This is a genomic window from Dermacoccus abyssi (assembly GCF_003515945.1).
Classification (GTDB): domain Bacteria; phylum Actinomycetota; class Actinomycetes; order Actinomycetales; family Dermatophilaceae; genus Dermacoccus; species Dermacoccus abyssi.
Window position 1 is genome coordinate 108,400 of sequence record NZ_QWLM01000001.1, and the last position, 26,237, is coordinate 134,636.

Below are 26,237 nucleotides of genomic sequence, written 5' to 3' on the forward strand. Positions count from 1 at the left end.
CAACACCACGTCGCCCCGGCATGAGCACTTCCTACTGGGTCGTACGATGGATGGCATGTCCACTCCCACTCTCGATGCCATCGGCGCTGCCCTCGCGACGGTCGAAGACCCTGAAATCAAGAAGCCCATCACCGAACTGGGCATGGTCGACTCGGTCGACGTCTCCGAGAGCGGCCACGTCGCCGTCACGATCCTTCTGACGATCGCGGGCTGCCCGCTGAAGTCGAAGCTCACCGAGGACACGACCAAGGCCGTCATGGGCGTCGAGGGCGTGACGGGCGTCAACGTGACGCTCGGCGTCATGACCGACGAGCAGCGCAAGGACCTGCGTGAGCAGCTGCGTGGCGGTCAGGCCGAGCGCGAGGTGCCCTTCGCGCAGCCGGGTTCGATGACGCGCGTCTACGCCGTCGCCTCCGGCAAGGGTGGCGTCGGCAAGTCGTCCGTCACGACGAACCTCGCTGCCGCGATGGCGGAGCGGGGCCTCAAGGTCGGTGTCGTGGACGCCGACATCTACGGCTTCTCCGTGCCGCGCATGCTCGGCGTCGAGCAGCGCCCGACGCAGGTTGACGACATGATCCTGCCGCCGGACAGCCACGGCGTGAAGGTCATCTCCATCGGCATGTTCGTGCCCGGTAACCAGCCCGTCGTGTGGCGTGGCCCGATGCTGCACCGTGCGCTGCAGCAGTTCCTCGCGGACGTCTTCTGGGGCGACCTCGACGTCCTCCTGCTCGACCTGCCGCCCGGCACGGGTGACATCGCCATCTCGGTGGCGCAGCTCATCCCGACGGCGGAGATCCTCGTCGTGACGACGCCGCAGCAGGCTGCCGCGGAGGTCGCGGAGCGCGCCGGCGCGATCGCGTTGCAGACGAAGCAGCGCGTGGCCGGCGTCATCGAGAACATGTCGTGGCTGGAGTTGCCGGACGGCACGCGTCAGGAGATCTTCGGTGCGGGTGGCGGCCAGACGGTCGCCGACTCGCTGACGCAGGCCATCGGCGCGAAGGTCGAGCTGCTGGGCCAGATTCCGCTCGACACGACGCTGCGTGAGGGCGCTGACGCGGGTACGCCGGTCGTCGTGGGCAACCCCGACTCCCCCGCCGCGGTGGCGCTGCGCGGGATCGCGAAGGGTCTCGGCACGCGTGCGCGCGGCCTGGCGGGCCGCAGCTTGGGCCTCACCCCGAACCGCAAGTAAGGCGAACACGAAGCGCCTCGGCCGGACCGAAAGGTCTGGCCGAGGCGCTTCGTCATGTCGAGCAGCTTCGCCGCGTGGCCGGCGCGCCGGCCACGACGACCAAGGGGACCCCGGAAGCCAGCGTGCCTGAGCCGCGAGGCAGGACCAAGCTTGCGAGGGCACTGGCCCCGCGGGGAGAAGGTGAGCAGCGCAGACCAACCGGACCGCGCTGGGAGCCGACTCGCCCCCGATGGCCTGTCGCACCGAGGGATCTGACCGAGCTTGCGAGGTCAGATCACCGGAAGATAGGGCAAGGGAGCGCCTACGTCGCGTCGGTGTCGAACGGCGTGGTGCGGTCGGGGTGGTATTCGGCGGTGATGTGGGAGCGCGGGGCGATGGGGATCGTTTGGGTGTCCTCGCCGCCGACGCCTGCACGGGGGGTTTCGGCGCCGACGCCGGATGCAGCGTGGTCGGGGCCGACGGCGCCGGCCGCGGTGGAGCCGTTGGCTCGGCGTTCGGTGAGGCCGACTTCGGCGGCGATGTCGGCGTCGGGGTCGTCGAAGAGGGCTTCGCGAACGATGCGGCGCGGGTCGTACTGACGCGGGTCGTACTGACGCCAGTCGATGTCCTGGTATTCGGGGCCCATCTCGGATTTGAGTTGGGTCTTGGCACCTTCGGCCATGTCGCGTGCGGTGCGGATGAAGGTGCGCAACTTCGCGATGTATTCCGGCAGGCGCTTCGGGCCGATGAGCGCGAGAGCGATGATGACGATGAGAATGAACTCGCCGGAGTTGATGTCGATGAACGGGATGTTCACGCGCGCGTCACCCCTGCCAAGTCGATCTCGATCATGGAGCCATTCTGCCTGATCGCTCGTCGTTCGCCTGAATCAGGACGACGGACCAGGCGCTGCGGGCAACCGATCGTGGCCCTTCGCCGCGCACCTCGGGCGCGTCGAAGTGGTCGGTGGTCTGGGCGTTGGACGCCATGGTGGGGGCGCCGGGTGCCGTGCTGCGCGGGTGGGCGGCGCTGCTCATGACGATGGCGCCGCAGGCTGCCGCGAGCGCGACCATGCCGAGAACCGGGCGTCGGGAAGATCGGTTGTACTGCGCGGGGGCGTCCGGGGAGAGGAGGTGGACCCGCTCCTCCTTCGCCGGGGAATGCACGGCGGCCTCGCCACGAGGTGTGTCGTACGACGAATCACGTGTGTCGAGCGCAACGAGCCCTGCGACGAGGCGAGCGTGACGTCCGGGGTCGAGGGGCACTCGGCGCACCTGCAGGACGATGGCACGTTCGGCTTCGACGCTCTGGCGGCAGCCCTCGCAGCTGATGATGTGTCGTGCGGCGAGGTGGGAGCTCGTCTCGTCGAGTTGGCCGTCGACGTAGGCGTCGACGAACTCTCCGAGGTGGCCCTCCCTGTAGCGGCGCGTCACGACATCCCTAGGGCTGTGCGGGGCCCTCCGAGCCCGTCGGTGGCTGCGCGCACGACACCACCGGCGCGTCGGCGCTCCTCGCGGGCCGCAGGCGAACGGTGCGCGAGCGATTCACGCAGTGCGGCGCGCCCGCGGTGGATGCGGGAGCGCACGGTGCCGAGCTTGAGTCCGAGGGTGGCCGCGATCTCCTCGTAGGAGAGCCCCTCGATGTCGCACAGGACGACAGCGGCACGGAAGTCGGGCGCGAGGGCGTCGAGCGCGCGCTGCACGTCATCGTCGAACTCGGCGTCGAGCACGACCTGCTCGGGGCCTCGGGCCGTGGAGGGCAGGCGCGTGTCGGCATCGTCGGCGAGCGCGTCGAAGCGGATGCGCTGCTTCCGACGCATGCGGTCGAGGAAGAGGTTCGTCGTGATGCGGTGCAGCCAGCCCTCGAAGGTTCCCGGCCGGTAGGAGCTCAGGGAGTTGAACACGCGGACGAAGACGTCGTGCGTGAGGTCCTCGGCGTCGTGAACATTGCCCGTGAGGCGGTAGGCCAGGCGGTAGACGCGCGGGCTGTGCTCGGTGACGATCTCCTCCCACGTCGGCGGAGCCCAGCCTTCGGGTGCCCGTTCGGGCACGACGACGCGCGAGCGCGTGTTGACTGGGTGAACCGGGTCGCTGACCGTGTCCGGCACCTGGCTTCTCATCTCATGTCCTTCCCGGTCGAACGAGTCGACACCGCATGGTTTCTGTACTCATCCTGGCCGGGCCGTCTGTGCGTGGCCTGAGCGTCGCCCCAGGCCCCTCTTCGACGGTTTCAACGCGAACGGCCACCCGTTCGTTCCCTCCGCAGCCGATCGATGTGCTCCGACGGTTCGCGGGCGAGACTTGCTTCCAAATAGAATCAACCTCATGACGAGCTTCAAACCGGCCAGCTGGGCGTATGCCGAGGACTTCGCGTACGAACCGGCCCACATCGAGGCTGCGCGCCAACAGGGCGAGCACCTCGGCGCGACGCCGGTGAGCCCCGCCGCGGGAGCGGCCCTTCGCATGCTCGCTGCGACGACGGGCGCACGCACCGTCGTCGAGGTGGGCACGGGCGCCGGCTGCTCGGGGCTGTGGCTGCTCGAGGGCATGCCGAGCGACGGGGTCCTCACGACGATCGACGTGAGTCTCGAACACCAGCGGGCAGCCCGCGCGGTCTACCAGCGCGCGGGTCACGCCCCGCAGCGCACCCGCATCATCTCGGGTAGTGCGCTCACGGTGCTGCCACGTCTGGCCGATCGCGCGTACGACCTCGTGCTCGTCGACGGGGAGAAGGACGAGTACCCGGCCTACGTCGAACAGGCGTTGCGCCTCGTACGCCCGGGGGGCGTGGTCGTGCTCGACAACATGCTGTGGCACGACCGCGTGGCAGACCCCGCGGTACGCGACGAGACGACGATGACCCTGCGCGCGCTGGCCAAGACGCTCCGTGAGGACGACGACCTCATGACGACGCTGCTGCCTGTGGGCGACGGCCTCCTCGTGTGCGTCAGGCGCTGATCAGCGGACGACTCAGCTAGAAACACACGAAGAAGGCGCTCGCCCCGTCACCGGGTGAGCGCCTTCTTCGTGGTTCGCGATCAGCGTGCGTCAGCCGACGCAGCCCTTGATCGCGTCACCGAGGGCCTTCGCCTCGTCAGCGTTCATTTCGACGACGAGACGGCCGCCGCCCTCGAGAGGCATACGCAGCAGGATGCTGCGACCCTCCTTGGTGACCTCGAGCGGACCGTCGCCGGTCCGAGGCTTCATGGCTGCCATGGGTGACCCCTTTCAGGTGCACGCGCGGGCGCGTGCCGTTCTCGATCGCGCTCCGCCGTCCACCGGGTGTTCCACGAGGGCTCACCGACGGGCCCACCGGGTGTGACGGGCCGTGTCGCGCGTGCGCGACGGGGCTTGTTGCTACTAGTATGACGCGCTTTTTCGGCCAGACGAAATCGCGGAGTGGCGCGCGTCACCATTCGTCGGGGTGAATGCGATTGAATCGGGGGCATGACTTCTGATGCTCCCGTCCTCTACGACGTCTCGAATTCGGTCGCAACCATCACCCTGAACCGCCCCAAGGCACTGAATTCGCTCACCACGGAGGCGCGCGTCGAACTGCTCGAAGCGCTGCGTCGAGCCGCCTCCGACGAGTCGGCGCGCGTCGTCGTCCTCACCGGCGAGGGGCGCGGCTTCTGCGTCGGACAGGATCTACGCGAACACGCCGAACAACTCGCCAGTGGGGGCAGCGGGAGCACCCTGTCGACCGTTGCCGAGCACTACAACCCGATCGCGCGGGAGATCGCACGGATGCCGAAGCCGGTCGTCGCCCGGCTCAACGGCGTCACCGCTGGGGCCGGCCTGTCGATCGCCATGCTGGCCGACTTCCGCGTCGCCGTGGAATCAGCCACTTTCACCACGGCCTTCGCCGGCATCGGGTTGAGCTGTGACACGGGTGCGAGCTGGTCCCTGCAACGCCTCGTCGGCCCTGCGCACGCCCGCGAGCTCCTCTTCGACGCAACACCCATCAAGGCCGATCGCGCCCTTGAGCTGGGCCTCGTCAACACGGTGGTGGCCGACGACCAGTTGGACGCGACGGTTGATGCTCTCGTCGCCCGTCTCGCGGCAGGCCCGACGGCGGCCTACGCCGCGATGCGCGAAGCGCTCATGTTCGCCTCGACCCACTCCCTCGACGAGTCGCTCGACTTCGAGGAGCCGCGCATGATGGCGACGGGTGCCACCGAGGACCACAGCCGCGCCGTGACCTCGTTCCTGGCCAAGGAGAAGCCGACCTTCGAGGGCCGATGACGCAACGTCGCCGAACGGTGACGAGCCGGGGTGGCGAGGAACGCCCTGACCACCCCGGCTCTCTCGGAAGGGCTAGGGCGTTCACTCCCCCGCGATCTCGTCGCCCGCAGCACAGCCGACCGCGTGGTCGTTGACGAACCCGCAGGCCTGGAAGAGCGAATAGCAGGTCGTCGGGCCCACGTGCGCGAAGCCGTGACGCTTGAGCGCTTTCGACAGGGCGGTGGACTCGCTCGAGAACCCCACGACCTCGTCCGGCGCGCCGGGACGCGAGTGTTCGGCGGGCGCGTGTTCCTCGATGAGCCGTTCGAGGCCAACCGTGTCACGCAGCCGCACGACGGCACGCGCGTTCGTCAGGGTCGCATCGATCTTGCGCTGATTACGGACGATGGCGGCATCGCCCATGAGCCGTGCGACATCGGCGTCACCGAAGCCGGCGACGGTGTCCGGGTCGAAGTCACGAAAGGCCGCCCGGAACGCCTCGCGCTTGCGAAGGATCGTCAGCCAGGACAGCCCGGACTGGAAAGCCTCGAGCATGAGGCGTTCGAACAGCTCGCGCTCACCGCGCACCCGTCGGCCCCACTCGCTGTCGTGATAGCGCAGGTAGTCGGGCGCACTCGTCACCCAACCGCATCGCGCGATGCCGTCGGGCTCATGCGTCAGCATCGTCGCCTTCGCCGCGGCGGCGACGGAACTGCACGACGTCCGCGGCGCGGTCAGCGCGCTCCGGCTCGACGCGTCCGGCACCGAAACGCGACACCGGCACCCTCTCGCCGCGCGGTTCGTCGTGCTCGCTCCGTTCCAGCCGGGCCTCCAGGTCGTGGATCTCGTCGAAGAGCCGGTCGAGCACGGCGTCGACCTGCGCCATGTTGTAGCCGCGCAGCGACTGGTCGAGGCGCACGGCATCGACTCCCGCCGAGCCGAGCTTGCCCTTCGGCAGGTCGAATGCCGACGTCGCCGTGGGCGAACTCATGGTGTCGGCCCCCACGCGCCCGACGACGACGGCGACCACGCCACCGATGACGAGTACGAGCACGACGATGAGCAAGATCATCATGAGGTGGCCTCCTGGTCGTTCGACTGCTGGGCGCGAACCTTTGCGACGTCCTCCGGGTCGGCTTCCAGAGCAGCTGCGTGCGCCTCACGGATAAAGGCGAGCGCCTCGTCGGCCGTGTCGACGATGCGCAGACGCTCGACGTCGGCAGCCGAGATCATGCTGCGCGAAAGGAGCGTCTCGCGCATCCACTCGCGCAGAGGCTCCCAGAAGTCGGCGCCGACGAGCACGATGGGGTAGTGGTTGACCTTCTGTGTCTGCACGAGGGTGAGCGCCTCGAACATCTCGTCGAGCGTGCCCACGCCGCCGGGCAGCACGACCGCGCCCTGCGTGTACTTGACGAAGACCGTCTTGCGCACGAAGAAGTAGCGGAAGTTCATGCCGGTCGTGACGTACGGGTTGAGGCCGGTCTCGAACGGCAGCTCGATGCCGAGCCCGACGGAGACACCGCCCGCCTCCCGGGCACCCTTGTTCGCCGCCTCCATCGCACCCGGACCGCCACCTGTGACGACGGCGAAGCCCTCCTCGACGAGGGCGCGACCCACGTCGACTCCGACCTGGTAGGCGGGATCGTCGGTGGCCACACGCGCGGAGCCGAAGACGCTGATGGCCGGGCCGAGTTCGGCGAGCGCCGAGAAACCGCGGATGAACTCCGACTGGATGCGCATGGCTCGCCAGCGCGTGGCGACGAGCTCGCGCCAGCCGAAGAGTCCCCGATCGGCGCGCGTCACCCGCGTGTAGGGATTGTCGTCGAGCAGGTCGACGTCGGCTTGCTGCCGCTCTGGTGCGCTCACGGAAGACAGCTTCTCAGAAACGATGGGGCCGGGCACGTCCTGCCCCTCACCGAGGACGTACGGCGTGCCGCGCCCCCGCCACAGGGTGGGGCGACGTCGTCGCGTCGCGTTCGCCACAACCCGCAGTGCAGGTCCAACTGTTACGTTGCTGCGAAGAATGTTGCGGCGCACCACCGTGCGACGCCCAGGGGTGGGAAGGCACAGGGCACGAGCATGGCGTGGGACACCGAGAAGACGAAGAGTCGCATCCTCGAAGCAGCCCTGCTCGAGTTCTCCGAGAAGGGTCCGGCCGGCACGACGATCGACAACGTCGCCCGGCGCTCCGGCGTGAACAAGGAGCGGATCTACCACTACTTCGGCAACAAGCAGGCCCTGTTCGGCGTCGTGCTCGACGGGGAACTGCGCAAGATCTCCGAGGCTGTGCCCGTCTCAGCCACGGGGCGACTCGACATCGACGCCTACATCGGCGGCCTGTTCGACTATCACCGCGAGCATCCGCACCTCAACCGTCTCGTCCTGTGGGAGGGGTTGACCTACAACGGAACCATCCTCGACGAGTCGCGCCGGAGCGAGTACTACGCCGCGCGCGTCTCGGCGGTGCGTTCCGGGCAGGAGAACGGTGAGATCGCCACGAACGTCGACGCCGACGTCCTCGCGTTCCTCCTGCTGTCGTTGGCCGGCTGGTGGTCGTCCGTTCCGCAGATCGCGCACATGATGAGCGCCGACCCGGACGGCGTCGACCTCGACACCCGCCGACGCAACGTCATCGAGGCGGCCAAGAACCTGCTCGGTCAGTGCGACGTCGCGGGCGCCCGCGGCGATGTGGACTCACACGGCTTCTGACGCGGCCGGTCGAACACGCGCACGGGCGAGGTCGAACCGCCGAAAGGTTCGACCTCGCCCTTCGTCGTTCGGGTGAGCTCGCTCGCGTGGTCAGCGCTTCCCGAGGTCCGCCACCACCTCGGCAACGGTCGCGAGGCCACCGACCGAGGGGATGTCGTGGCCGAGCGAGGCGCGCTGACGTTCGGGGTCACCGTCCACGACGGCGTCGGAGACGACCGTGACGGTGAAGCCCTCGTCGAACGCGCTGCGCGCGCTCGCCTCGACGCCCGCGCCCATGGCGATGCCGGTGAACACGACCTGCGTCACGCCCTCGGCGCGCAGCTTCTCCGCGAGGTCGGTGCGGGAGAAGGCACTGATGGTGCGCGGCTTGTCGATGTGAAGGTCACCCTCGCGGGCAGGCAGCCGCCCATCGAGGTCGGCGAACCACTCGGGCAGTTCGTCGTCCTCGGGAATCGGGCGCTCGACGCGTCCCGGCGGCAGACCGGTGGCGTGCACCCAGACGACGGGCAGCCCCGCCGCCTGGAAGGCGTCGGCGAGCGTTACGTTCGCCTCGACGAGCTGATCGGCGACCTCCTTGGGCGGCATCGCGAGGATGCCCTTCTGGACGTCGTCGACGACGAGGGTGGTGCGGGAATCGAGCGGCAGCACGAGTGTTCTTCCTTCCGTACGGATATGAGTGAGCGCCGACGCTCTCGCTGGGCGGAGCGTCCTTCCGAGATCGACGACGGACGAGCCCCTCGTCATCTTGCAGCGGGTTGTCGGCCGGCGTGATGCGCTCGGCGGCGCTGGGAGCACCTGGAGCTGTGCCGTCGCCGAACGGGCTTCCCCCGCATTCCTCACGCCCGTGCGGCTCCGCCCAGTTCTCCAGGGAGGGGCCGACCGGCACGATCTGCGTCGGGTTGATGTCGGTGTGGACGACGTAATAGTGCTCTTTGATCTGCGTGAAGTTGATCGTGTCGCCGAAGCCGGGCGTGCTGAACAGGTCCCGCGCGTACGCCCACAGCACCGGCATCTCGGTGAGCTTGTTGCGGTTGCACTTCAAGTGGCCGTGGTAGACGGCGTCGAAACGCGCGAGGGTCGTGAAGAGGCGCACGTCGGCCTCGGTGATGTGCTCGCCCATGAGGTAGCGACGGGTGGAGAGGCGCTCCTCGAGCCAGTTCATCGTCTCGAACAGCTGCGCGTACGCAGCCTCAAAGCGGCCCTGCTCCGTGGCGAAACCGACACGGTAGACGCCCGAGTTGCGGCCGCGGAAGACGCGTTCCATGACCTCCTCCATCTCGTCGCGCACCTCGTCCGGCCAGAGGTTCGGCGCACCCTCACGGTGGTGGCTCTTCCACTGGAAGAAGAAGTCCTCGGTGATCTGCGGGAAGTTGTTCGTCACGACCTCGCCGCTCGGCACGTCGACGATCGTCGGCACAGTGATGCCGCGCGGATAGCCGGGGTGGCGCTCCTCGAACGCGTCCTTGGGACGCGGGATGCCGAGCACCGGGTCGACGCCGCCAGGGTCGAGGTCTAAGGTCCAGGAGTTCTCGTCGTGGGTCGGCCCGGGAAGGGCCAGCGAGATGGCGTCCTCGAGCCCGAGCAGACGGCGCACGATGACCGAGCGGTTGGCCCAGGAGCACGCTCGAGCGGCGATGAGCCGGTAGCGGCCGGCCTCGACGGGCCACTGCGCCTCGGGGTCGTCGAGGCTGCGGTCCTGGATGTAGGGGCGGTCCACTTGTCCTTGTCTTCGACGTCCACGGGGCATCCCCCTTGGGGCGATGAGATGTGCGGGGTCAGTCCGAGTCGGTGTCGTAGGCGCCGGTTCGGGCGAGGCGGCGCAGCCGCAGAAGCAGGCTCACCTGAGACATGAGGTGGTCTCCTGGATTTGATTCCAACGATTTAGTTGGAAGATCAGCCACGCCGAACCAGCCGCGCAAAACCACGAATTTGCAGGCGCCGAGTCGGAGTCCCCTCAGCCGCGCAGGAGGAGAACGATCTCTCCGAGGCCGAGCACGACGACGACGGCGTTCAGCCCGATGACGCTCTTGAGCGCGGGCTCGCGCCGCTCGCGCAACAGCCGCCGGGTGGCGTTGCGATGACGCAGGCGTGCCGTCGCGGACAGGACGAGCGCCGCAGCCGCGCAGAGGCTCGTCAGAACGAGCGCGGCCACGCCGTAATCAGGGACGAAGCGCAGTTGGAAGAGCCCCGCCACGAACAGGGCGAGGCACGTTCGTCCCCAGGCGAGGGTGGTGCGCTCGGGCTGCAGCCCCGGATCGGCGTGCTGCCGCTCGGCGGACCCGGGACGACGCCTCGCCGGGTGCAGGTCGGTCACCGGTTCAGCGTCGCGATCATGAGCACGGTCACGATCGACGCCACAGCGCCCGTGCCGCACAGGAGCGGAACGAGCAACGGCACCGGCAGGGGCCGCCCGGTTCGCATGCTGCGTTCGACGCTCAGCCATCGAGCGCCCGCCATGACGGAGATGACGAGGCCGGTGAGGACGACCAGCACAGCAACGACGCGTCGCCACACCTCGGGCATGAAGTCGTTCGTGAAGGCCTCGACGGCCACGCCGCCCGCGACGAAGGCGAGCGCGGTGCGCATCCACGCGAGGAAGGTGCGCTCGTTGGCCAGGGTGAAGCGCGGGTCGGGTTCCTCGCCGTCCGGCAGGAGACGACGCGCCAGTGGTGACCGTCCGTCGGGTTCGCTCACAGCGTCCTCCCGCACCCGATCGCTCAGGCGAGCCAGCCGGTGAGCGCCTCGAGGGCGTCGACGATCTGGTCCTCGGGGCACCATTCGTCGTCCATGTGGGCGACGTTCGGGTCGCCGGGGCCGAAGTTGACCGCGGGCACGCCGACGGCCGAGAAACGGGCCACGTCGGTCCACCCCTCCTTGGCCACGACGGGCAGATCGAGCGCCTCGACGAAGGCCTTCGCGGCGGGGCGGTCGAGTCCGGGGCGCGCTCCCCCGGCGAGGTCGTCGCATTCGAGGTCGAAGCCGTCGAAGAAGGCGGTGACGTAGGCGAGCGCCTCGTCGGCGCTCTTGTCGGGGGCGAAGCGGTAGTTGACCGTCACGGTGCAGGCGTCCGGGATGACGTTGCCCGCGATGCCACCGGAGATGTTCACCGCGTTGAGGCCCTCGTGGTAGTCGAGGCCGTCGACGTTCACTGTCTGCGGCTCGTACTCGCGCAGGCGGTTCAGGATGTCGGCCGCTTTGTGGATGGCGTTGTCACCCTTCCACGGGCGCGCCGAGTGCGCAGCGAGGCCCTTGGTGCGCACGTGGACGCGCAGCGTGCCCTTGCAGCCGCCCTCGATGCCGCCGTTCGTCGGTTCGAGCAGGACGGCGAAGGCCGCGCCCTCGAGCAGTTCGGGACGGGTGCGCGCGATGCGCCCGAGACCGTTGTACTGGTCCTCGATCTCCTCACCCTCGTAGAACACGAAGGTGATGTCGCGGTTGGGTGCGACGAGGTCGTGCGCGAGCTTGAGCTGGACGGCGACCCCGCCCTTCATGTCGGTCGTACCGCGCCCCCACAGCTTGCCGTTCACGCGCTTGACGGGCAGGTTCGCCGGCTCGCTCGTGAGCGGCACGGTGTCGATGTGCCCGGCCAGAACGATGCGCTCGTCACGGCCCAGGTTCGTGCGTGCCACGAGCGAGTTGCCGTCCCGCACGACCTCGAGGTGATCGAGCTTCGCGAGCTCCGCCTCGATGGCGTCGGCGAGTGCGGCTTCGTTCAACGAGACCGACTCGATGTTGCACAGCGATTCGGTGAGCGTGACGACGTCCTGCGTGAGATCGAGAGAAGCCATGCGCCCACCCTAAGTGCTCGGCTCACGAAACGACCTGCCCGCAGCGGGGGCCGGTCGCTAGGCTCGGGCGCATGACTGACGCACGTACCGCCTGGGGCTTCGGCCTCGCCACCGTGACCGATGACGACACCACCCTCGACACGTGGTACCCCGCCCCAGCGCTGGGCGAACCCGACGAGGACGCCGGCGCCCCGGCGGAGCTCCTCGTCCTCGAGGGCAAGGACGCCGACCGCGGCGTGACCCTGCGTGTCGTGCGCACCGTCGTCGACCTCGACGCCGCCCCGCGCGACGCCTCGGACGCCTACCTGCGCCTGCACCTGCTCAGCCACCGCCTCGTCGCGCCGAACACGATCAACCTCGACGGCCTCTTCGGCGCCCTCGCCAACGTCGTCTGGACGAACTTCGGCCCCTGCGCGGTCGAGGGCTTCGAGATGACGCGCGCCCGGCTGCGCCAGCGCGGGCAGGTCTCGGTCCACGGCATCGACAAGTTCCCCCGCATGACCGACTACGTCACCCCGAGCGGCGTGCGCATCGCCGACGCCGACCGCGCCCGCCTGGGCGCGCACCTGGCCGAGGGCACCACCGTCATGCACGAGGGCTTCGTCAACTTCAACGCCGGCACGCTCGGGCACTCGATGGTCGAGGGGCGCATCAGCCAGGGCGTCGTCGTCGGCAACGGGTCCGACATCGGCGGCGGAGCATCGATCATGGGCACTCTCTCCGGCGGCGGCACGCAGCGCGTGTCGCTCGGCGAGCGCTGCCTCCTCGGCGCGGAGGCCGGCCTCGGCATCGCGCTCGGTGACGACTGCGTCGTCGAGGCGGGCCTCTACATCACCGCAGGCACGAAGGTGACGATGCCCGACGGCAGCGTGAAGAAGGCCGTCGAACTCTCCGGCGGCAACAACATGCTGTTCATCCGCAACTCTGCCACGGGCGCCGTCGAGTGCCGTGCGCGTGCGGGCAAGGGCATCGAGCTCAACGCCGATCTGCACGCCAACTGACGCCACGGCTCGTTCCGCTCGTCGTTCACAGCGAAATTGCAGGCATCGCAAGGGGTGTCCGAGCGCCCCACCGCGTGTCATAGTGAGCCCACCAACCCCGGCACCGGAAGGACGCGCCATGACGACCTCACACGACTCGAGGATTCCCGAGCGCCCGGACCCGGTTCGTACCCACGGCCTCCAAGCCGCGACAGCCCCCGGCCTCCAGTTCGCCTCTCAGCTCAACGGTGAGCGTCGCAGCAACCGGATCGTGGCCTGGCTCCTGCTCGTGGCGGTTCTCGCTCCTGTTCTTCTCATCGTCCTCGGCTGGATCCGCCTGTTCTGAGGCCACCCACGACCACGCGAAGCGGCCCGCCACCCCTCGAGGGGTGGCGGGCCGCTTCGGCAACTCGGCGATCAGGCCGGGTAGCTGCGCTCGGTGGCGCCGGTGTAGACCTGACGCGGTCGGCCGATCTTCTTGGCCGGGTCCTGGTTCTGCTCACGCCACTGCGCGATCCAACCGGGCATACGGCCGATGGCGAACAGCACGGTGAACATGTCCGTCGGGAAGCCCATCGACTTGTAGATGAGGCCGGTGTAGAAGTCCACGTTGGGGTAGAGCTTGCGCTGGACGAAGTAGTCGTCCTTGAGCGCGGTCTCCTCGAGGCCCATGGCGAGTTCGAGCTGCTCGTCCTTGCCGTTCTTCTCGAGGATCGTGTGCGTCGTCTTCTTGACGATGGCCGCACGCGGGTCGTAGCTCTTGTAGACGCGGTGACCGAAGCCCATGAGCTTCACGCCGTCGACCTTGTTCTTGACCTTGTCCATGAAGGACTCTGCCGTGTCGCCCGTCGACTGGATTGTCTCGAGCATCTCGAGGACGGCCGAGTTGGCGCCGCCGTGCAGCGGACCCGAGAGTGCGCCGATGCCTGCGGTGATCGACTGGAAGAGGTCGGCCTCCGAGGAGCCCACCATGCGCACCGTCGAGGCGGAGCAGTTCTGCTCGTGGTCGGCGTGCAGGACGAAGAGCATGGCCAGTGCATCGACCGTCTCCTTGTCCTCCTTCTTGCCGAACATCATGTGCATGAAGTTCTCGACGTACTCGAGCGACGGGTCGGGAGCGATGAAGCTCCCGCCGATCGACTTGCGGTACGCGTAGGCCGCGAGCGTCGGGATGGCGCCGAGGAGAGCGGCCGAGGCCTTCTCGATAGCGTCCTCGTCCTTGATCGACAGCGAGTCGGCGTAGTAGGTGCCGAGCGCCGGGACGACCGAGGAGAGGATGTGCATCGGGTGCGCGCCCTCGGGGAAGGCGTCGAAGATCTTCTCGAGGCCCTCGGGAAGCACGGACGCTTCGCGCACGGCTTCCTTGAGGGTGGAAAGGCGCTCCTGGGACGGCAGTTCACCGTCGAACAGCAGAGCGGCGACCTCGAGGAAGGTGGCGTGCTCGGCCAGTTCGTCGATCGGGTAGCCGCGGTAACGCAGGATGCCCTCGTCACCGTCGATGTAGGTGATGGCGGACTTGCACGCCGCCGTGTTGACGAAGCCGACGTCGAGCGCGACGTTGCCGGTCTCCTTCATGAGGGACGAGATGTCGTAACCACTGCAGCCCTCGACCGCGGGCACGAGCGGAAACTCGAGTTCCTTGCCGTCGACCGAGAACGTGGCGTTGCCCTGTGAAGTCATTCGGTTGTTCCTCCTTGCGGACCGGCAGGGTTGTACCGGAGTAGCGAGCACGACGTTACCCGAGAATTTCCCCTGCTTTTAATCCGCTACTCGTACGTAGTCGGAAATCGTTGACGGACTGTCAAATTGTTGTGAGGCGCGTCACAGCGGCCTGGATGCGCTCGTCGGTCGCGGTGAGCGCGATGCGCACGTGCGCCTCCCCGGCGCGGCCGTAGAAGTCGCCGGGCGCGACGAGAATCCCGAGTTCGGCGAGGTCGGCGACCGACTCGCGACACGGGCGGCCCTGGGTGGCCCAGAGGTACAGCCCGGCGTCGGAGTGATCGATGCGCCAGCCCGCCTTCTCGAGGGCGGGGCGCAGCATCGCGCGACGCGCGGCGTAAACCCTCTTCTGCGCGGCCACGTGCTCGTCGTCCCCGACGGCCACCTCGAGAACCCGCTGCACCGGACGGGGCACGATCATGCCCGCGTGCTTGCGCACCTCGACGAGGCGTCCGACGATCGCCGGGTCCCCGGCGACGAAGCTCGCCCGGTAGCCGGCGAGGTTCGACTGCTTGCTGAGGGAGTAAACCGAGAGAAGGCCCGTGTGGTCGCCACCGCACACGCGGTCGTCGAGGATGCTCGGCGCCGTGAGGTTGCCGGGGCTGGCGGCACCTTCGCGCCAGTCGAGCTCGGCGTAGCACTCGTCGCTGGCGACGATGACGCCCCGCTCACGCGCCCACGAGACGACCTTGGCCAGGTGTTCGACGGGCAGCACCTGCCCGGTCGGGTTGCCGGGGCTGTTGAGCCACAGCAGCTTCGGCACCTCGGGGCCGAACTCGGTGAGGTTGCGCATCGGACGCGGCGTTGCACCGGCGAGGCGCGCTCCGACGTCGTACGTCGGGTAGGCCACCTCGGGAAAGGCGACGACGTCGCCGGAGCCCAGGCCGAGCAGCGTCGGCAGCCACGCGACGAGCTCCTTCGATCCGATCGTCGGCAGGACGCCGTCCGGGTTGACGCCGGTTGCGTTGCGCCGGCGCGCGTACCAGCCCGCGATGGCCTCGCGCAGCGGCGGCGTGCCCCAGACCTGCGGGTAGCCGTGCGCGTCGGCAGCCTCGGCCAACGTCTCCTGGAGGAGGCGGGGCGTGGGGTCCACGGGGGTGCCGACGCTGAGGTCGACGATGCCGTCGGGGTGCCCCTGGGCCTTCGCCTTGGCCGCAGCCAAGGAATCCCAGGGGAAATCGGGGAGATCGAGCGCCATGCGTCCATCCTCTCACCGGGTGCGACGCGGGATTCGCGCTGTCCACACATCCGGGTGACCACGCTCTCGGAAATACGCGAAGCCCGCCGCCCCACACGGGACGACGGGCCGAGCGTCGGTAACGACGAAGAGGCTTCGCCTCACTCCTCGTTCTGCGGAGGCAGCTCCGCGATGATCGGGTGGTCCTTCTTGATGACGCCCATCTTGGCGGCGCCACCGGGCGAGCCGAGGTCGTCGAAGAACTCGACGTTCGCCTTGTAGTAGTCGGCCCACTCCTCGGGTGTGTCGTCCTCGTAGTAGATGGCCTCGACCGGGCAGACCGGCTCGCAGGCACCACAGTCGACGCACTCGTCAGGGTGAATGTAGAGCGAACGCTCACCTTCGTAGATGCAGTCGACCGGGCACTCTTCGATGCAGGCCTTGTCCTTGACATCGACACAGGGCTGGGCGATGACGTAGGTCACGAATAGCTCCTCGCTGATCGTCGTGCGTTGCGCTTTCGACTGCGGAAGCAAAAGCGAACGTTATGCATTTCAGAACATTACGTTACCAACGTTCCGAGTCCCACTCCTAGTATGCCAATGTGAGCAACTCGCCTGGAAATCGGCCCGACCCCACGTCCGCGCTGCGGGAGGGCACCCGCGTCATGGTGCGCCGCCGGTTGAGCGACGCCGAGAGGGCCTCTGCCGCCGGGACGCCGGACGCCGGGCACACCCTCACCGACGTCGTCGGCACCCTCGTGCGTCGCGATGTTTCGACGCTCGTCGTCGAACCGCGGCGCGGGCCGCACGTCGAGATCGCGGTGTCGGATGTCGTGGCCGCCAAGGAGATTCCGCCGTCGCCCGGGCGGCGAGGCCGCCCACACCGGGCCGTCACGGTGAGCGACCTCGAGGAACTCATGGTGGACGGCTGGCGCCCGCTCGAGGTCGAACGCCGTGGGCGCTGGCTGCTGCGAGCCGGCGAGGGCTACACGCGGCGGGCCAACTCGTGCCTCGTTCTCGGGCCCACCGAGCGGGAAACCGTGACGGCGCTCGACGACATCATCACCTGGTACCGCGAACGAGGCTTGCCGCCCCTGCTCCAGGTACCGCTCGCACCGGGCTTCGGACCGCAGGACGACGACTTCGTCCGTGAGGTCACGGCCCTGGGGTGGCAGGTGACCTCCCCGACGCTCGTCATGACGGCGGCGAGCGCCGAGGTGAGCGACCGAGGCACCGAGCCTTCGGCGAGGTCACTGGACGTCGAGGTCGACGCGGACATCACGCCCGAGTGGTGGCAACTCGCCGACGAGCGCGCCCGCTCGCACGACGCCGTGGCACGACGGATCCTCACCGGCTCGCCGAATCAGGCCTTCGTCACAGTGCGCGAGGAAGGCGTGACGGTGGCGCACGGGCGCATGGCCCTCGCTCAGGGTTGGGGCGGGTTGTTCGAGGTTGCCGTCACGCCCGAGCGGCGCCGACGCGGTCTCGCGCGAGCCCTCGTCGGGCGGTGTGCCGACGAAGCGGCTCGCCGCGGTGCGCGCTCGCTCTACCTTCAGGTCGGTGCCGAAAACACGCCTGCCGTTGCGCTCTACAAGAGCCTTGGGTTCACGGTGCACCACACCTACGTCTACCTTCGCGCGCCCGAACCGGCGAGCCCGCGAACCGCTTGACGCGCCCGTGCGAGTCGACGATTCTGCCTGCATGTCTGCCGACGCGCGCACCATCGACCTCAATGCCGACATGGGCGAATCCTTCGGGGCCTGGACGATGGGCGACGACGCGGCCCTCCTCGATGTCGTCTCCTCGGCGAACGTCGCCTGCGGCTTTCACGCCGGCGACCCCCTCGTCCTCGCCCGCACGTGTGGCGCAGCGGCCGAGCGGGGCGTCACGATCGGCGCGCACGTCGCCTACCGCGACCTCGCCGGCTTCGGGCGCACCTTCGTCGACGTCGAACCCGCCCGCCTCGAGGCCGAGGTGCTCTACCAGCTCGCCGCCATCGACGGCGTCGCCCGCGCGCACGGCACGAGCGTCGGTTACGTGAAACCCCACGGGGCGCTCTACAACGCCATCGTTCACCACGAAGCGCAGGCCGAGGCCGTCGTCCGAGCCGTCGAGCGGTTCAACGCGGCCGCGCGGCAGCCGCTCGCGATCCTGGGGTTGCCCGGTGGCGTCGTGCTCGACCTCGCCGAGTCCCGCGGTATCCGCGCCGTGCGTGAGGCCTTCGCCGACCGCGCCTACACCGCCGAAGGAACCCTCGTCCCGCGGCGCGAACCCGGCGCCGTCCTCCACGACCCCGCCCTCGTCGCCGAGCGCATGCTCTCGCTCGTGACGACCGGCGAGGTCGAAGCCATCGACGGTTCGCGGGTGCGCGTCGACGCCGAGTCCATCTGCGTCCACGGCGATTCGCCCGGTGCCGTGGACATGGCGGTACGCGTCAAGGAGTCGCTCACCGGAGCCGGCGCGGCGATCGCGGCGTTCGTGTGACGTTCGAGCTGCGCCCGGTCGGGGAGCGTGCCTTCCTCATCGACCTCACCGATGCCCAAGAACGTCGCAGGGTCGACGCGGCTCTGCGCCGCACGTCGATCGACGGCGTCGTCGAGCAGGTTGCGGCAGCGACGACCGTGCTCGTGCGCTGCACCGATCCGGACGCCGTGGCCGGAGTGGCAGCGGCTGTGCGGGCGCTCGACCTGACCGAAGAAGCTCATGGCAACGAAGCGACGAGCGACGTCGTCGAGCTCAGGGTGCGCTACGACGGCGAGGATCTCGACTGGGTGGCAGAGCACCTGGGCATCGACGCCGACGAGGTCGTGTCGCGCCACACCGGCCAGCTCTGGACGGTCGAATTCGCAGGGTTCATGCCGGGGTTCGGTTACCTCATCGGCTCTGACGGCGGCCTCACCGTTCCCCGCCGCGAGTCACCTCGAACCCGGATTCCTGCCGGTTCGGTTGCGCTCGCCGGCGACTTCACCGGCCTCTACCCCCGCTCCTCCCCCGGTGGCTGGCAGCTCATCGGAACGAGCGACGTCGACCTGTGGAACGCGGATCGCACGCCGCCGGCCCTGCTCGTACCAGGCACGCGGGTGCGGTTTGTCGAGGAGGACCGATGAGCCTCGTCGTGAAGGCGCTCGGGCCGCTGGCCCTCGTCGAGGATCTCGGACGCCCCGGGTATGGCCACCTCGGGGTGTGTCCCTCCGGCGCGGCCGATCGAGCGAGCCACCGACTGGCGAACACCCTCGTCGGCAACGCAGAGGATGCGGCCACCGTCGAGGTGCTTCTTGGGGGTCTGCGCGCGAGCGTGACGACCGAAGCCGTCATCGCGCTCACCGGAGCGCCCGCGGCAGTGAACGTGGCCGGGCGTCCTGTCGCCTTCGGCGAGGCCGTGCACGTGCGGGCGGGTGACGACATCGCCGTCGGTGCGCCGACGCACGGCCTGCGTACCTACCTCGCCGTTCGCGGTGGCTTTGCGGTGGCGCCGGTGCTCGGATCGCGTTCGAGCGACCCGACGACAGGCCTGGGGCCCGCCCCGGTGACGGTCGGCGACGAACTGCCGTTCGGCGACGACACCGCAGGCGACGTACCGGGCGTCGATGCCGGCACCGCGTTCGTGCGCTCCGGTGACCTGTTGCTCCGCGCGGTGTGGGGGCCACGTGACCACTGGTTCACCGACGAAGCTCGCACCGCGTTCACGGCGAAGGCGTGGGAGGTGAGCGCCGAGGGTGATCGAGTCGGCGTCAGGTTGCTGGGGTCAGCTCTGGAGCGGTCGCGCGTTGGCGAGTTGGCGAGCGAAGGACTCGTGCGCGGAGCGATCCAGGTACCCGCGAACGGTCAGCCGATCGTGTTTCTCGCCGACCACCCCACGACGGGCGGCTACCCCGTCATCGCCGTGATCCGCGACGAGGACGTCGACCATCTCGCTCAGGCTCGGCCCGGCACCCGCGTGCGCTTCGTCTGCGAGCGCCGAACGCTCTGACCGAGCCTGGCCGAGTGACCGCGGAGGTCGGAGGTTCCCTCAGCGACGGTGCGTGAGGCGACGTGCGGCGAGGGCGACCCCGACGCCGATCACCACGCCCACCCCGGCGCGCAAGAGGTGCGCGCCCGTCGTGAGGTCGTCGGCCACGAGGTTGGTGTGCCTCGGCCCACCCACGAGACCGACGAGAGCCGCGACGAGGGCTCCGCTCAGGAGGAGAACGGCGGGCGCCAGCATGAGCGCCGCGAGAATCGTGGCACGCGAATCGAACCCGGCAACCCGCGCACCGCCCGTCCAGGCCTTGGCCACCTGCCAGTGCGCGACGAGTAAGGCCAGCGCGGGCACGAGGCTCCACAGTGCGGCGCTGCGGTTCCACCCGGTGAGCAGGCCGACAGGCTCGACGACCCAGACGGCAACGGCGCCGAGTGTCGCAGCGACGCCCATTCCAACGGCGAGGACGAGCAGGTCACGCCCGAATTCCTCGGTGAACGACGTCTCGTGCTCCTGCGTGGCTTCCCACATGGCCATGACCAACCCCCTGCAGTTGTTCGATCGACGTTCGCCGACCGCCTTCAACCCCTAGGACGCAGGGACGCTCCGTTCGGTTGCAACCGATCTGCGCCACTGTGGCGATGGCTGTGCCCGTCGCGTGTCAGCCGACGGGAAGCTGCGTGACGTCGGTGCGGGCACCACGTCGCACGAACTGCGGGAGGACGAGCGAGAGCAGCGCCGGAACGAGCACCCCGTAGTCACCCGGACCGCCTCCGCCGCTGCCCGTGATGGGAAACGCGATGGAAGCGACGATCTCGGTGAGCAGCCCGGTGCCGATACCGAACGCGGCGAGGCCGTAGGCGGAGAAGGCAACGGCGCGCGTACCGAAACTGAGGGGTTGTCCACGCACCGCGAGCACACACCCGATCGCCGAGACGAGGAGGAGGGCCGTGGCGATCAGCCCGATGACAGCCCGCTGGCCCGACGCTCCAGCGCTCCCGCTTCCACTGACGGTGGACAGCGCGACGTAGGGGTTGACGAGGGCCAGGGCGAGCGCAATGACAACCGCCGCGACGGCGCTGCTCCACTCGAACCACGTCGGCAGTTCGTGCAACTGGCCGACGCCGCGGAGCACTGGGTTGCCGGCGTGAGGCACCGCCGAGGAGCTCGGCGCCACGGGGGCACTCTCGACGGCACTGTGCGGGGCCAGCAGGGTCTGCGACCGCCGGTCGGCATGCCGCTCGATCGCCCCGAGGCCGGCCACGAAACCGCCCGCGAGGGCAAGGTTGAAGCAGGTGAGGACGAGTGCGAGCCAGGCGCCATCGGGGCCGGCCAGGCCGAAGTCGTGGCCCTGCTCACCGCCGAACGCACTGACGAGGAACCAGATCGCCGCCACGATGACGAGGACGAACGGGATCGTGGCGAAGGCGCGGCCGAGATCGCCCACGCGCGAGGTCCACAGTCGCAACACGCACACGAGCGCTACGACGCCCGTGCCGACGCAGGTGACGACCGTGAGCGTCGAACCGAGGGCCGACGGGCCGTCGAACCCGTTGTTCGTGGCGAAGATCGCGACGAACCCGAACCAAGCCATGAAGAAGCTGACGACGGCCGCGAGCAGCACCGCCGGAATCGACGTACTGCGTCTCACGACGACCACCCCGGGTCGCTGCGGAGCGCAGGCACCCTCTGATCGGTGGCCCTGCAGTGCGTCATCGGTTGTCCCTTCGCTCGTGGGTTCACCGTCGACGCGCCGCACGGCCACGCGGCGCGAACGCGCCGAACTGCCCTACTGCTCGCTCTGGGCGCGATCGAGCAGCTGCGCCAGGTGGATGCCCCGACGCTCCGTGAGGTCGGCGATCTGGGTGCGGCAGGAGAACCCGTCGGCCAGCACGTCGGCGTCGGGACGGGCATCCATGGCGGGGAGCAACTGCTGTTCGGCGACCTTGACGGAGACCTCGTAGTGCCCCTGTTCGACGCCGAAGTTGCCGGCGAGTCCGCAGCACCCGCCGAGCTGCTGGAGGTTCGCGCCGGCGTCCTTGAGCAGCTTCGCGTCTGGCGACCAACCCATGACGCCGTGGTGGTGGCAGTGCGGCTGGGCGACGACGTCGGTGCCGCTCAAGTCGGGTGCGGTCCAGGCGTCGTCCCCGGCGAGGAACTCCGCGAGCGTCGAGGTCGATCGCGCGACGAGAGCAGCGTCCTCGTCACCGGGCAGCAGTTCGGCGGAATCACCCCGAAGAACAGCTGTGCACGACGGCTCGAGCCCGATGACGGGCACGTGGCGGCGCGCGACCGGCGCGAGATCCCCCACGAGGCCGCGAAGCTGCTTCTTGGCCCCGTCGAGCTGGCCGGTGGAGATCCACGTCAGCCCGCAACAGCCCGCGCGTTCGACGATGTAGGGCTCCCATCCCGCACGACGCAGCACGCGCACGGCGGCATGACCGACGTCGGGCGAGAAGTGGTCGGTGAACGTGTCGACCATGATGACGACGGCGTTCTCACTCACCGTGCCGGCGCGGTCGGCGTCCTCGAAGAAGCCCACGTCGTGGGTGCGGCACCAGTCGCGGAACGACTCACGCGCCATCGCAGGAACGCTGCGGCGCGGGTCGACGCCGGCCACCTTCTTGAGCACCGGCACCTTCTGCGTCGTGGCCAGCGCGAGGTTGAACAGCCCCGTCGCGCGACGGCCCAGGCGAACCCACCGCGGCAGCTGACCGAGCGCATAGTGCGAGCGCGGCCGCACGCGCCCCTTGTACGTCTGGTGCAACACCTCGGACTTGAGCGCTGGCATGTCGATACCGGTCGGACAATCAGAGGTGCAGCCCTTGCACGACAGACACAGGTCGAGCGCGTCGTGCACCTCCTTCGACTTCCAGCCGTCGCGCACGAAACCGCCGTCGAGGCCGCCGTTCACCATCTCTTGCAGCAGACGAGCACGACCGCGCGTCGAGTCCTTCTCGTCACCGGTGGCGGCGTAGCTCGGGCACATGACGTTCGTGGTGCCGAGCGTGCTGGCGCGACACTTTCCGACACCGGTGCACCGGTGGACGGCCTTCGCGAAGTCGCCGCCGTCGTGGGCGTAGGCAAGAGCCAGGTTCCTCGTCAGGGGCGCGACGTGTGTCATCCGGACGTCGGCCGCAGCAGGGCTGGGGTCGACGAGAACACCGGGGTTGAGCAGGTTCGTCGGGTCGAAGATCTCCTTGACGCCGGCGAACAGCCCGAGTGCCTCCGGCGAGTACATCGAGGCGAGGTACTCGCTGCGGGCCCGCCCGTCGCCGTGCTCGCCGGACATCGAACCGCCGTAACGGGCCACGAGTTTCGCCGACTCACCGAGGAACTCGTGCAGCACGTCGGTGCCGCCGGGGGCGCCGAGGGGGAAGTCGATGCGGATGTGCAGGCACCCGTCGCCGAAGTGACCGTAGGGCAGGCCGGAAAGGTTGTAACCGGCCATGAGTTCGTCGAAGTCACGCAGGTACGCGCCCAGCTTCTCCGGCGGGACGGCGGCGTCCTCCCAACCCGGCCACGCGGGCAGATCCTTGGGCGAGCGCCCGGCCAGGCCGGCGCCGTCCTCGCGCACCTTCCACAGGGCCGTCGACTCGGCGACATCGGTGACGACGCGTCCGTCGAGAGCATTGCAGCCGACGAGGCAGGCCTCAGCGCGCGCCATGACCTCGGCGTGGTCGTCACCCGCGATCTCGACGAGCAGCCACCCCGAGCCCTTCGGCAGCGCGGGCACGGCCTGCGCGCCGCGGCGAGCGATGAGCACGTCGACCAAGCGACGATCCATGCCCTCACACGCGATGGGGTCGAAGGCGCGCACGAGCGGTGCCGCGTCGCCGGCACTCGCCATGTCCTCGTAGCCGAGGGCGACGAGGACGCGGTGCGTCGAGTCGGTGACAAGACGCACCGTCGCCTCCGTGAGGACGCCGAGGGTGCCCTCGGTGCCCGCCATGAAGCGGGTGACGTCGAAGCCGCGCTCGGGCAGGAGCGTCTCCATGGCGTAGCCGGAGACCTGGCGGTCGAAGCGGCCGAACTCCTGACGGATCGTCGCGAGGTTGCCGGCGACGAGGGCATCGAGCCGCTCGAGGTCGGGGTGTGCGCCGCGCAGGGCGTCACGGGAGACTCCGTGCTCGAGGCGCAGCAGCTCACCGCCCGCCGTGGCCATCTCGAGGCCGAGCAGGTTGTCGCTCGTCTTGCCGTACGCGAGGGCGCGCGAACCGCAGGCGTTGTTGCCGATCATGCCGCCGATCGTGCAGCGGGTGTGCGACGACGGGTCCGGCCCGAATCGCACGCCGTGCGGCACGACGGCCTTCTGCAGGCTCTGGTGCACGACGCCCGCCTCGACGACGGCCCGGCCTGCTGCGACATCGACGTCGAGCACCTTGTTCATGTGCTTGCTGAAGTCGAGCACGATGCCCGGGCCCACGGCGTTGCCCGCACAGGACGTACCGGCGCCGCGGGGCGTGATCGGCACCCCGAGCATGCGTGCGACGGCGAGAGTCTCCAGCACGTCGTCGGTGTTGCGCGGACGCACGATCGCCCGCGGCAGCACGCGGTAGAGGCTTGCATCGCTCGAGTAGGCGGCGCGGTTCGTACCGTCGACGAGAACGTCGCCGACCTCGTGGTGACGCAGCTCGTGCTCGATCGTCTCGACGTCGATCGTCGCGGCGTGAGCGGTCACTTCGGCGGCAGGCTTCGGCATCGTGGTCACGTCGCCATTGTCCCCGAGCCGCCCTGGCGCTGCGCCACCCTGTCACGAGTCAAGACGTCAGCTACCGCCCGCGTCAGTTCTGGCAGGTGATGATGTCGTCGGGCTTGTACGTGGTGTGGATCTTCTCGGTCCGCACCGTCGTGGAACCCGACTTCAGCACCCGGTAGACGTCGACGTCGAAGCCCGCCGTACCGCCACCGACGGTGTCCTCACACCCGTCGACGTTCTTGACCGTGCGGTGCTTCGGCTCCTGGATGTTGTACTTGCCGCTCCTGCTCGTGGCCACGTCGTACTTCTTCGTGCCGTAGAAGTCCATGACGACCTTGTTCGACTCGACGTGGGCCTTGATGAGGATCGGCTTGCCCGTGTCGTTGGTCCACTTGTTGTCGATATCCGGGTTCCAGATCGTCGCCTCCCGACCCATCGGGTAACGCGGGATCCAGACGGCGTGCGCCGTGTGCTCATCGAGCTGGACACCGGCGAAGAACGCGGTGTTGTACATCGTCGTGGAGACCTGCGAGACACCGCCGCCCATGCCGTCGAGGTGCAGACCACCCTGCAGCGTGCCCGCTTCGACGTAGCCGGCTTCCTTCGTGAACTCGTACCCGAGGGCGCGCAGCAGGCTGAACTGCTCACCGGGCTGGACGACGATGCCGTTGAGGCGATTGATCGCCGTCGTGATGTTGTGGATGCGCGCCTGCTGGCTCGGGCCCGTGGGGAACGTTGACTCGAAGTGGGCCATCGACGTCGTGGGCAGCGCCTCGACCTTGACGTCCTTGGCCATGACCGCCGGCTTCTGCTCCTTCATGGCGAGCGTGGCCCTGTGATCGCCCACGAGGGCGTCACCGACGATCTTGGCGACCTTCGACTCGTCGATCTCCTTACCCGAGCGACCCTCGACGACGGACGGCTGACCGTCCTTCCAGACGACCTTGGCGTCGACTGCCGGAACGCGCATCTTGTCGCCGCGCGAGAGAACCGCCGTCAGCAGAGCCTTGGTGTCGACCTTGATCGCCGGCTTGCCGTCGGCCCCGGTCGTGGAGGAGATGACGTCGGAGACCTGAGCCGGCGTCAGGGTGACGCTCTGTCCGTTGGCACTGACCACCAGCGGGGCAGACATCGCCTTCTTGGCGTCGCCCTCCGCGAAAGCCTGCACGGCGTTGTCCGAGGCGTCGGAGTTCTTCTCGACGAGCTCGGTCGTGTAGTCCGTCTTCTTCGGCCAGCCGCTCGCGATGGCGTCGGCGACCTTCTTCTCGTCGACGCCGTGGCCCGGTCCCCCGTCGACGATGGACACCTTGCCACCGATGAACTTGACGCGTCCCTGCTTCGGAGCGCCGTCGATCTTCGACTCCGCGGCCTTCTTGACCAAGGTGGTCAGAGCGGTTTTGTCAACGGTGTACACCGGCTCGATCTTCTCGCCTCCGCCGTTGATCTGATCGAGCAGTCGGCTCGGGGAGAGGCTGAACTCGGTGACGCCGTCCAAGGTCTTCTCGGCGTCGGGCTTCCACGCGGATGCCGGCACCAAATCGAAGGACTGATCGCCGGCCGTGACGTCCGCCTTCGTCGAGGCGTTCGGGTGCTTGAGCGTGAGGACCTGGCGGGTGGCCTGTTCGGACGTCATGCCACCGATGCTCTTACCCGCGACGGTCGTGCCCTCGGGGATGGCGTCCTTGTAGTGGTAGCACGCGCCGACGTAGGCGGCCGCGGCGAGAGCGACGACACCGACGCCACTGCCGATGAGCAGGCCCTTCTTCCCTCGGCGCGCAGATGCGTTCCGTGCGTCGTCGCTCACTGAAACCCCT

28 protein-coding genes and 1 pseudogene are annotated in these 26,237 nt (G+C 68.9%); 10 read left to right on the forward strand and 19 right to left on the reverse strand.

Annotation, left to right across the window (positions count from 1 at the left end):
- The first annotated feature begins 55 nt into the window (after positions 1–55).
- Positions 56–1,189, forward strand: coding sequence for an Mrp/NBP35 family ATP-binding protein (locus D1832_RS00510; protein WP_118912163.1), 1,134 nt, complete (start codon positions 56–58; stop codon positions 1,187–1,189).
- A gap of 301 nt (positions 1,190–1,490) precedes the next feature.
- Here D1832_RS00510 and D1832_RS00515 read toward each other — a convergent pair whose 3' ends face one another.
- Genes D1832_RS00515 through sigE form a run of 3 tightly spaced genes read right to left on the reverse strand, consistent with a single transcriptional unit; the run spans position 1,491 to position 3,287 of the window.
- On the reverse strand, positions 1,491–1,985 hold the full coding sequence (locus tag D1832_RS00515) for a twin-arginine translocase TatA/TatE family subunit (RefSeq protein WP_182434598.1): 495 nt from the start codon (positions 1,983–1,985) through the stop codon (positions 1,491–1,493).
- 31 nt (positions 1,986–2,016) lie between these two features.
- The gene (locus D1832_RS00520) at positions 2,017–2,601 is read right to left on the reverse strand and encodes an anti-sigma factor (protein ID WP_118912164.1); all 585 of its coding nucleotides are present in this window, start codon (positions 2,599–2,601) and stop codon (positions 2,017–2,019) included.
- Entirely contained in the window at positions 2,598–3,287 is a 690-nt protein-coding gene (gene sigE / locus D1832_RS00525; protein ID WP_118912165.1) for an RNA polymerase sigma factor SigE, read from the reverse strand. Before sigE ends, D1832_RS00520 begins: the two co-directional genes overlap by 4 nt.
- A 205-nt stretch (positions 3,288–3,492) precedes the next feature.
- Between sigE and D1832_RS00530 the strand changes: the two genes are divergently transcribed.
- Positions 3,493–4,125, forward strand: coding sequence for an O-methyltransferase (locus D1832_RS00530; protein ID WP_118912166.1), 633 nt, complete (start codon positions 3,493–3,495; stop codon positions 4,123–4,125).
- A 90-nt stretch (positions 4,126–4,215) separates the two neighbouring features.
- On the opposite strand, the gene D1832_RS00535 is transcribed toward D1832_RS00530, so the two are convergent.
- Positions 4,216–4,383 (reverse strand): DUF3117 domain-containing protein, encoded by a 168-nt coding sequence (locus tag D1832_RS00535; protein ID WP_082128596.1) that lies wholly within the window; start codon positions 4,381–4,383, stop codon positions 4,216–4,218.
- 231 nt (positions 4,384–4,614) lie between these two features.
- Between D1832_RS00535 and D1832_RS00540 the strand changes: the two genes are divergently transcribed.
- Complete coding sequence (locus D1832_RS00540; protein WP_118912167.1) at positions 4,615–5,412, forward strand: enoyl-CoA hydratase/isomerase family protein; 798 nt, start codon at positions 4,615–4,617, stop codon at positions 5,410–5,412.
- A gap of 81 nt (positions 5,413–5,493) precedes the next feature.
- On the opposite strand, the gene D1832_RS00545 is transcribed toward D1832_RS00540, so the two are convergent.
- Genes D1832_RS00545 through D1832_RS00555 form a run of 3 tightly spaced genes read right to left on the reverse strand, consistent with a single transcriptional unit; the run spans position 5,494 to position 7,257 of the window.
- On the reverse strand, positions 5,494–6,075 hold the full coding sequence (locus D1832_RS00545; protein WP_118912168.1) for a DNA-3-methyladenine glycosylase I: 582 nt from the start codon (positions 6,073–6,075) through the stop codon (positions 5,494–5,496).
- A complete protein-coding gene (locus D1832_RS00550; RefSeq protein ID WP_082128597.1) occupies positions 6,062–6,466 on the reverse strand; it encodes a DivIVA domain-containing protein in 405 nt (134 codons plus the stop codon). Before D1832_RS00550 ends, D1832_RS00545 begins: the two co-directional genes overlap by 14 nt.
- Positions 6,463–7,257 (reverse strand): LOG family protein, encoded by a 795-nt coding sequence (locus D1832_RS00555; RefSeq protein ID WP_241510793.1) that lies wholly within the window; start codon positions 7,255–7,257, stop codon positions 6,463–6,465. The genes D1832_RS00550 and D1832_RS00555 overlap by 4 nt, the downstream gene beginning before the upstream one ends.
- Before the next feature lie 213 nt (positions 7,258–7,470).
- Between D1832_RS00555 and D1832_RS00560 the strand changes: the two genes are divergently transcribed.
- A complete protein-coding gene (locus D1832_RS00560) occupies positions 7,471–8,100 on the forward strand; it encodes a TetR/AcrR family transcriptional regulator (protein ID WP_118912169.1) in 630 nt (209 codons plus the stop codon).
- Between the two features lie 90 nt (positions 8,101–8,190).
- Here the strand turns inward: D1832_RS00560 and D1832_RS00565 are convergent, their stop codons facing one another.
- From D1832_RS00565 to dapE, 5 genes and pseudogenes are all read right to left on the reverse strand, one after another.
- Positions 8,191–8,844 carry a cysteine hydrolase family protein gene (locus tag D1832_RS00565; RefSeq protein WP_118912170.1) on the reverse strand — a complete coding sequence of 218 codons (654 nt, stop codon included), beginning with the start codon at positions 8,842–8,844 and terminating at the stop codon, positions 8,191–8,193.
- Between the two features lie 4 nt (positions 8,845–8,848).
- Positions 8,849–9,847: pseudogene (locus D1832_RS00570) on the reverse strand (glutathione S-transferase C-terminal domain-containing protein); the annotation flags it as partial.
- A gap of 207 nt (positions 9,848–10,054) precedes the next feature.
- Positions 10,055–10,414, reverse strand: a complete 360-nt coding sequence (locus D1832_RS00575) for a DUF202 domain-containing protein (protein ID WP_182434600.1) — start codon at positions 10,412–10,414, stop codon at positions 10,055–10,057.
- Positions 10,411–10,794 (reverse strand): YidH family protein, encoded by a 384-nt coding sequence (locus D1832_RS00580; protein WP_240730072.1) that lies wholly within the window; start codon positions 10,792–10,794, stop codon positions 10,411–10,413. Before D1832_RS00580 ends, D1832_RS00575 begins: the two co-directional genes overlap by 4 nt.
- A 23-nt stretch (positions 10,795–10,817) precedes the next feature.
- A complete protein-coding gene (gene dapE, locus D1832_RS00585) occupies positions 10,818–11,888 on the reverse strand; it encodes a succinyl-diaminopimelate desuccinylase (protein ID WP_118912173.1) in 1,071 nt (356 codons plus the stop codon).
- A 71-nt stretch (positions 11,889–11,959) separates the two neighbouring features.
- Between dapE and dapD the strand changes: the two genes are divergently transcribed.
- Together dapD and D1832_RS00595 are read left to right on the forward strand one after the other, a co-directional pair.
- Positions 11,960–12,889: a 2,3,4,5-tetrahydropyridine-2,6-dicarboxylate N-succinyltransferase gene (dapD, locus tag D1832_RS00590; protein WP_118912174.1), complete on the forward strand. Its 930-nt coding sequence runs from the start codon at positions 11,960–11,962 to the stop codon at positions 12,887–12,889.
- A gap of 118 nt (positions 12,890–13,007) precedes the next feature.
- Entirely contained in the window at positions 13,008–13,214 is a 207-nt protein-coding gene (locus tag D1832_RS00595) for a hypothetical protein (RefSeq protein ID WP_118912175.1), read from the forward strand.
- A 71-nt stretch (positions 13,215–13,285) separates the two neighbouring features.
- Here the strand turns inward: D1832_RS00595 and D1832_RS00600 are convergent, their stop codons facing one another.
- The 3 genes from D1832_RS00600 to fdxA all read right to left on the reverse strand — a co-directional run bounded on the left by D1832_RS00600 (position 13,286) and on the right by fdxA (position 16,249).
- Complete coding sequence (locus tag D1832_RS00600) at positions 13,286–14,548, reverse strand: citrate synthase (protein ID WP_118912176.1); 1,263 nt, start codon at positions 14,546–14,548, stop codon at positions 13,286–13,288.
- Between the two features lie 121 nt (positions 14,549–14,669).
- Complete coding sequence (gene dapC, locus D1832_RS00605; protein WP_118912177.1) at positions 14,670–15,785, reverse strand: succinyldiaminopimelate transaminase; 1,116 nt, start codon at positions 15,783–15,785, stop codon at positions 14,670–14,672.
- A gap of 140 nt (positions 15,786–15,925) precedes the next feature.
- On the reverse strand, positions 15,926–16,249 hold the full coding sequence (gene fdxA / locus D1832_RS00610) for a ferredoxin (RefSeq protein WP_047310317.1): 324 nt from the start codon (positions 16,247–16,249) through the stop codon (positions 15,926–15,928).
- A 119-nt stretch (positions 16,250–16,368) separates the two neighbouring features.
- Between fdxA and D1832_RS00615 the strand changes: the two genes are divergently transcribed.
- From D1832_RS00615 to D1832_RS00630, 4 genes are read left to right on the forward strand one after another with little or no spacing between them, the layout of a single operon-like run.
- Complete coding sequence (locus tag D1832_RS00615) at positions 16,369–17,436, forward strand: GNAT family N-acetyltransferase (protein ID WP_147362580.1); 1,068 nt, start codon at positions 16,369–16,371, stop codon at positions 17,434–17,436.
- Between the two features lie 31 nt (positions 17,437–17,467).
- Complete coding sequence (locus D1832_RS00620) at positions 17,468–18,250, forward strand: LamB/YcsF family protein (RefSeq protein ID WP_118912179.1); 783 nt, start codon at positions 17,468–17,470, stop codon at positions 18,248–18,250.
- Positions 18,247–18,873 carry a 5-oxoprolinase subunit B family protein gene (locus D1832_RS00625; RefSeq protein WP_197078913.1) on the forward strand — a complete coding sequence of 209 codons (627 nt, stop codon included), beginning with the start codon at positions 18,247–18,249 and terminating at the stop codon, positions 18,871–18,873. Before D1832_RS00620 ends, D1832_RS00625 begins: the two co-directional genes overlap by 4 nt.
- Positions 18,870–19,736, forward strand: a complete 867-nt coding sequence (locus tag D1832_RS00630; RefSeq protein WP_118912180.1) for a 5-oxoprolinase subunit C family protein — start codon at positions 18,870–18,872, stop codon at positions 19,734–19,736. Before D1832_RS00625 ends, D1832_RS00630 begins: the two co-directional genes overlap by 4 nt.
- Before the next feature lie 39 nt (positions 19,737–19,775).
- Here the strand turns inward: D1832_RS00630 and D1832_RS00635 are convergent, their stop codons facing one another.
- The 4 genes from D1832_RS00635 to D1832_RS00650 form a co-directional block, all read right to left on the reverse strand.
- The gene (locus tag D1832_RS00635; protein WP_047310321.1) at positions 19,776–20,261 is read right to left on the reverse strand and encodes a hypothetical protein; all 486 of its coding nucleotides are present in this window, start codon (positions 20,259–20,261) and stop codon (positions 19,776–19,778) included.
- A gap of 124 nt (positions 20,262–20,385) precedes the next feature.
- Positions 20,386–21,375, reverse strand: a complete 990-nt coding sequence (locus D1832_RS00640; protein WP_147362581.1) for a hypothetical protein — start codon at positions 21,373–21,375, stop codon at positions 20,386–20,388.
- Positions 21,376–21,513: 138 nt separating this feature from the next.
- Positions 21,514–24,426, reverse strand: a complete 2,913-nt coding sequence (locus D1832_RS00645) for an FAD-binding and (Fe-S)-binding domain-containing protein (RefSeq protein WP_118912182.1) — start codon at positions 24,424–24,426, stop codon at positions 21,514–21,516.
- 82 nt (positions 24,427–24,508) lie between these two features.
- Positions 24,509–26,227: a VanW family protein gene (locus D1832_RS00650; RefSeq protein ID WP_182434601.1), complete on the reverse strand. Its 1,719-nt coding sequence runs from the start codon at positions 26,225–26,227 to the stop codon at positions 24,509–24,511.
- Positions 26,228–26,237: the final 10 nt, after the last annotated feature.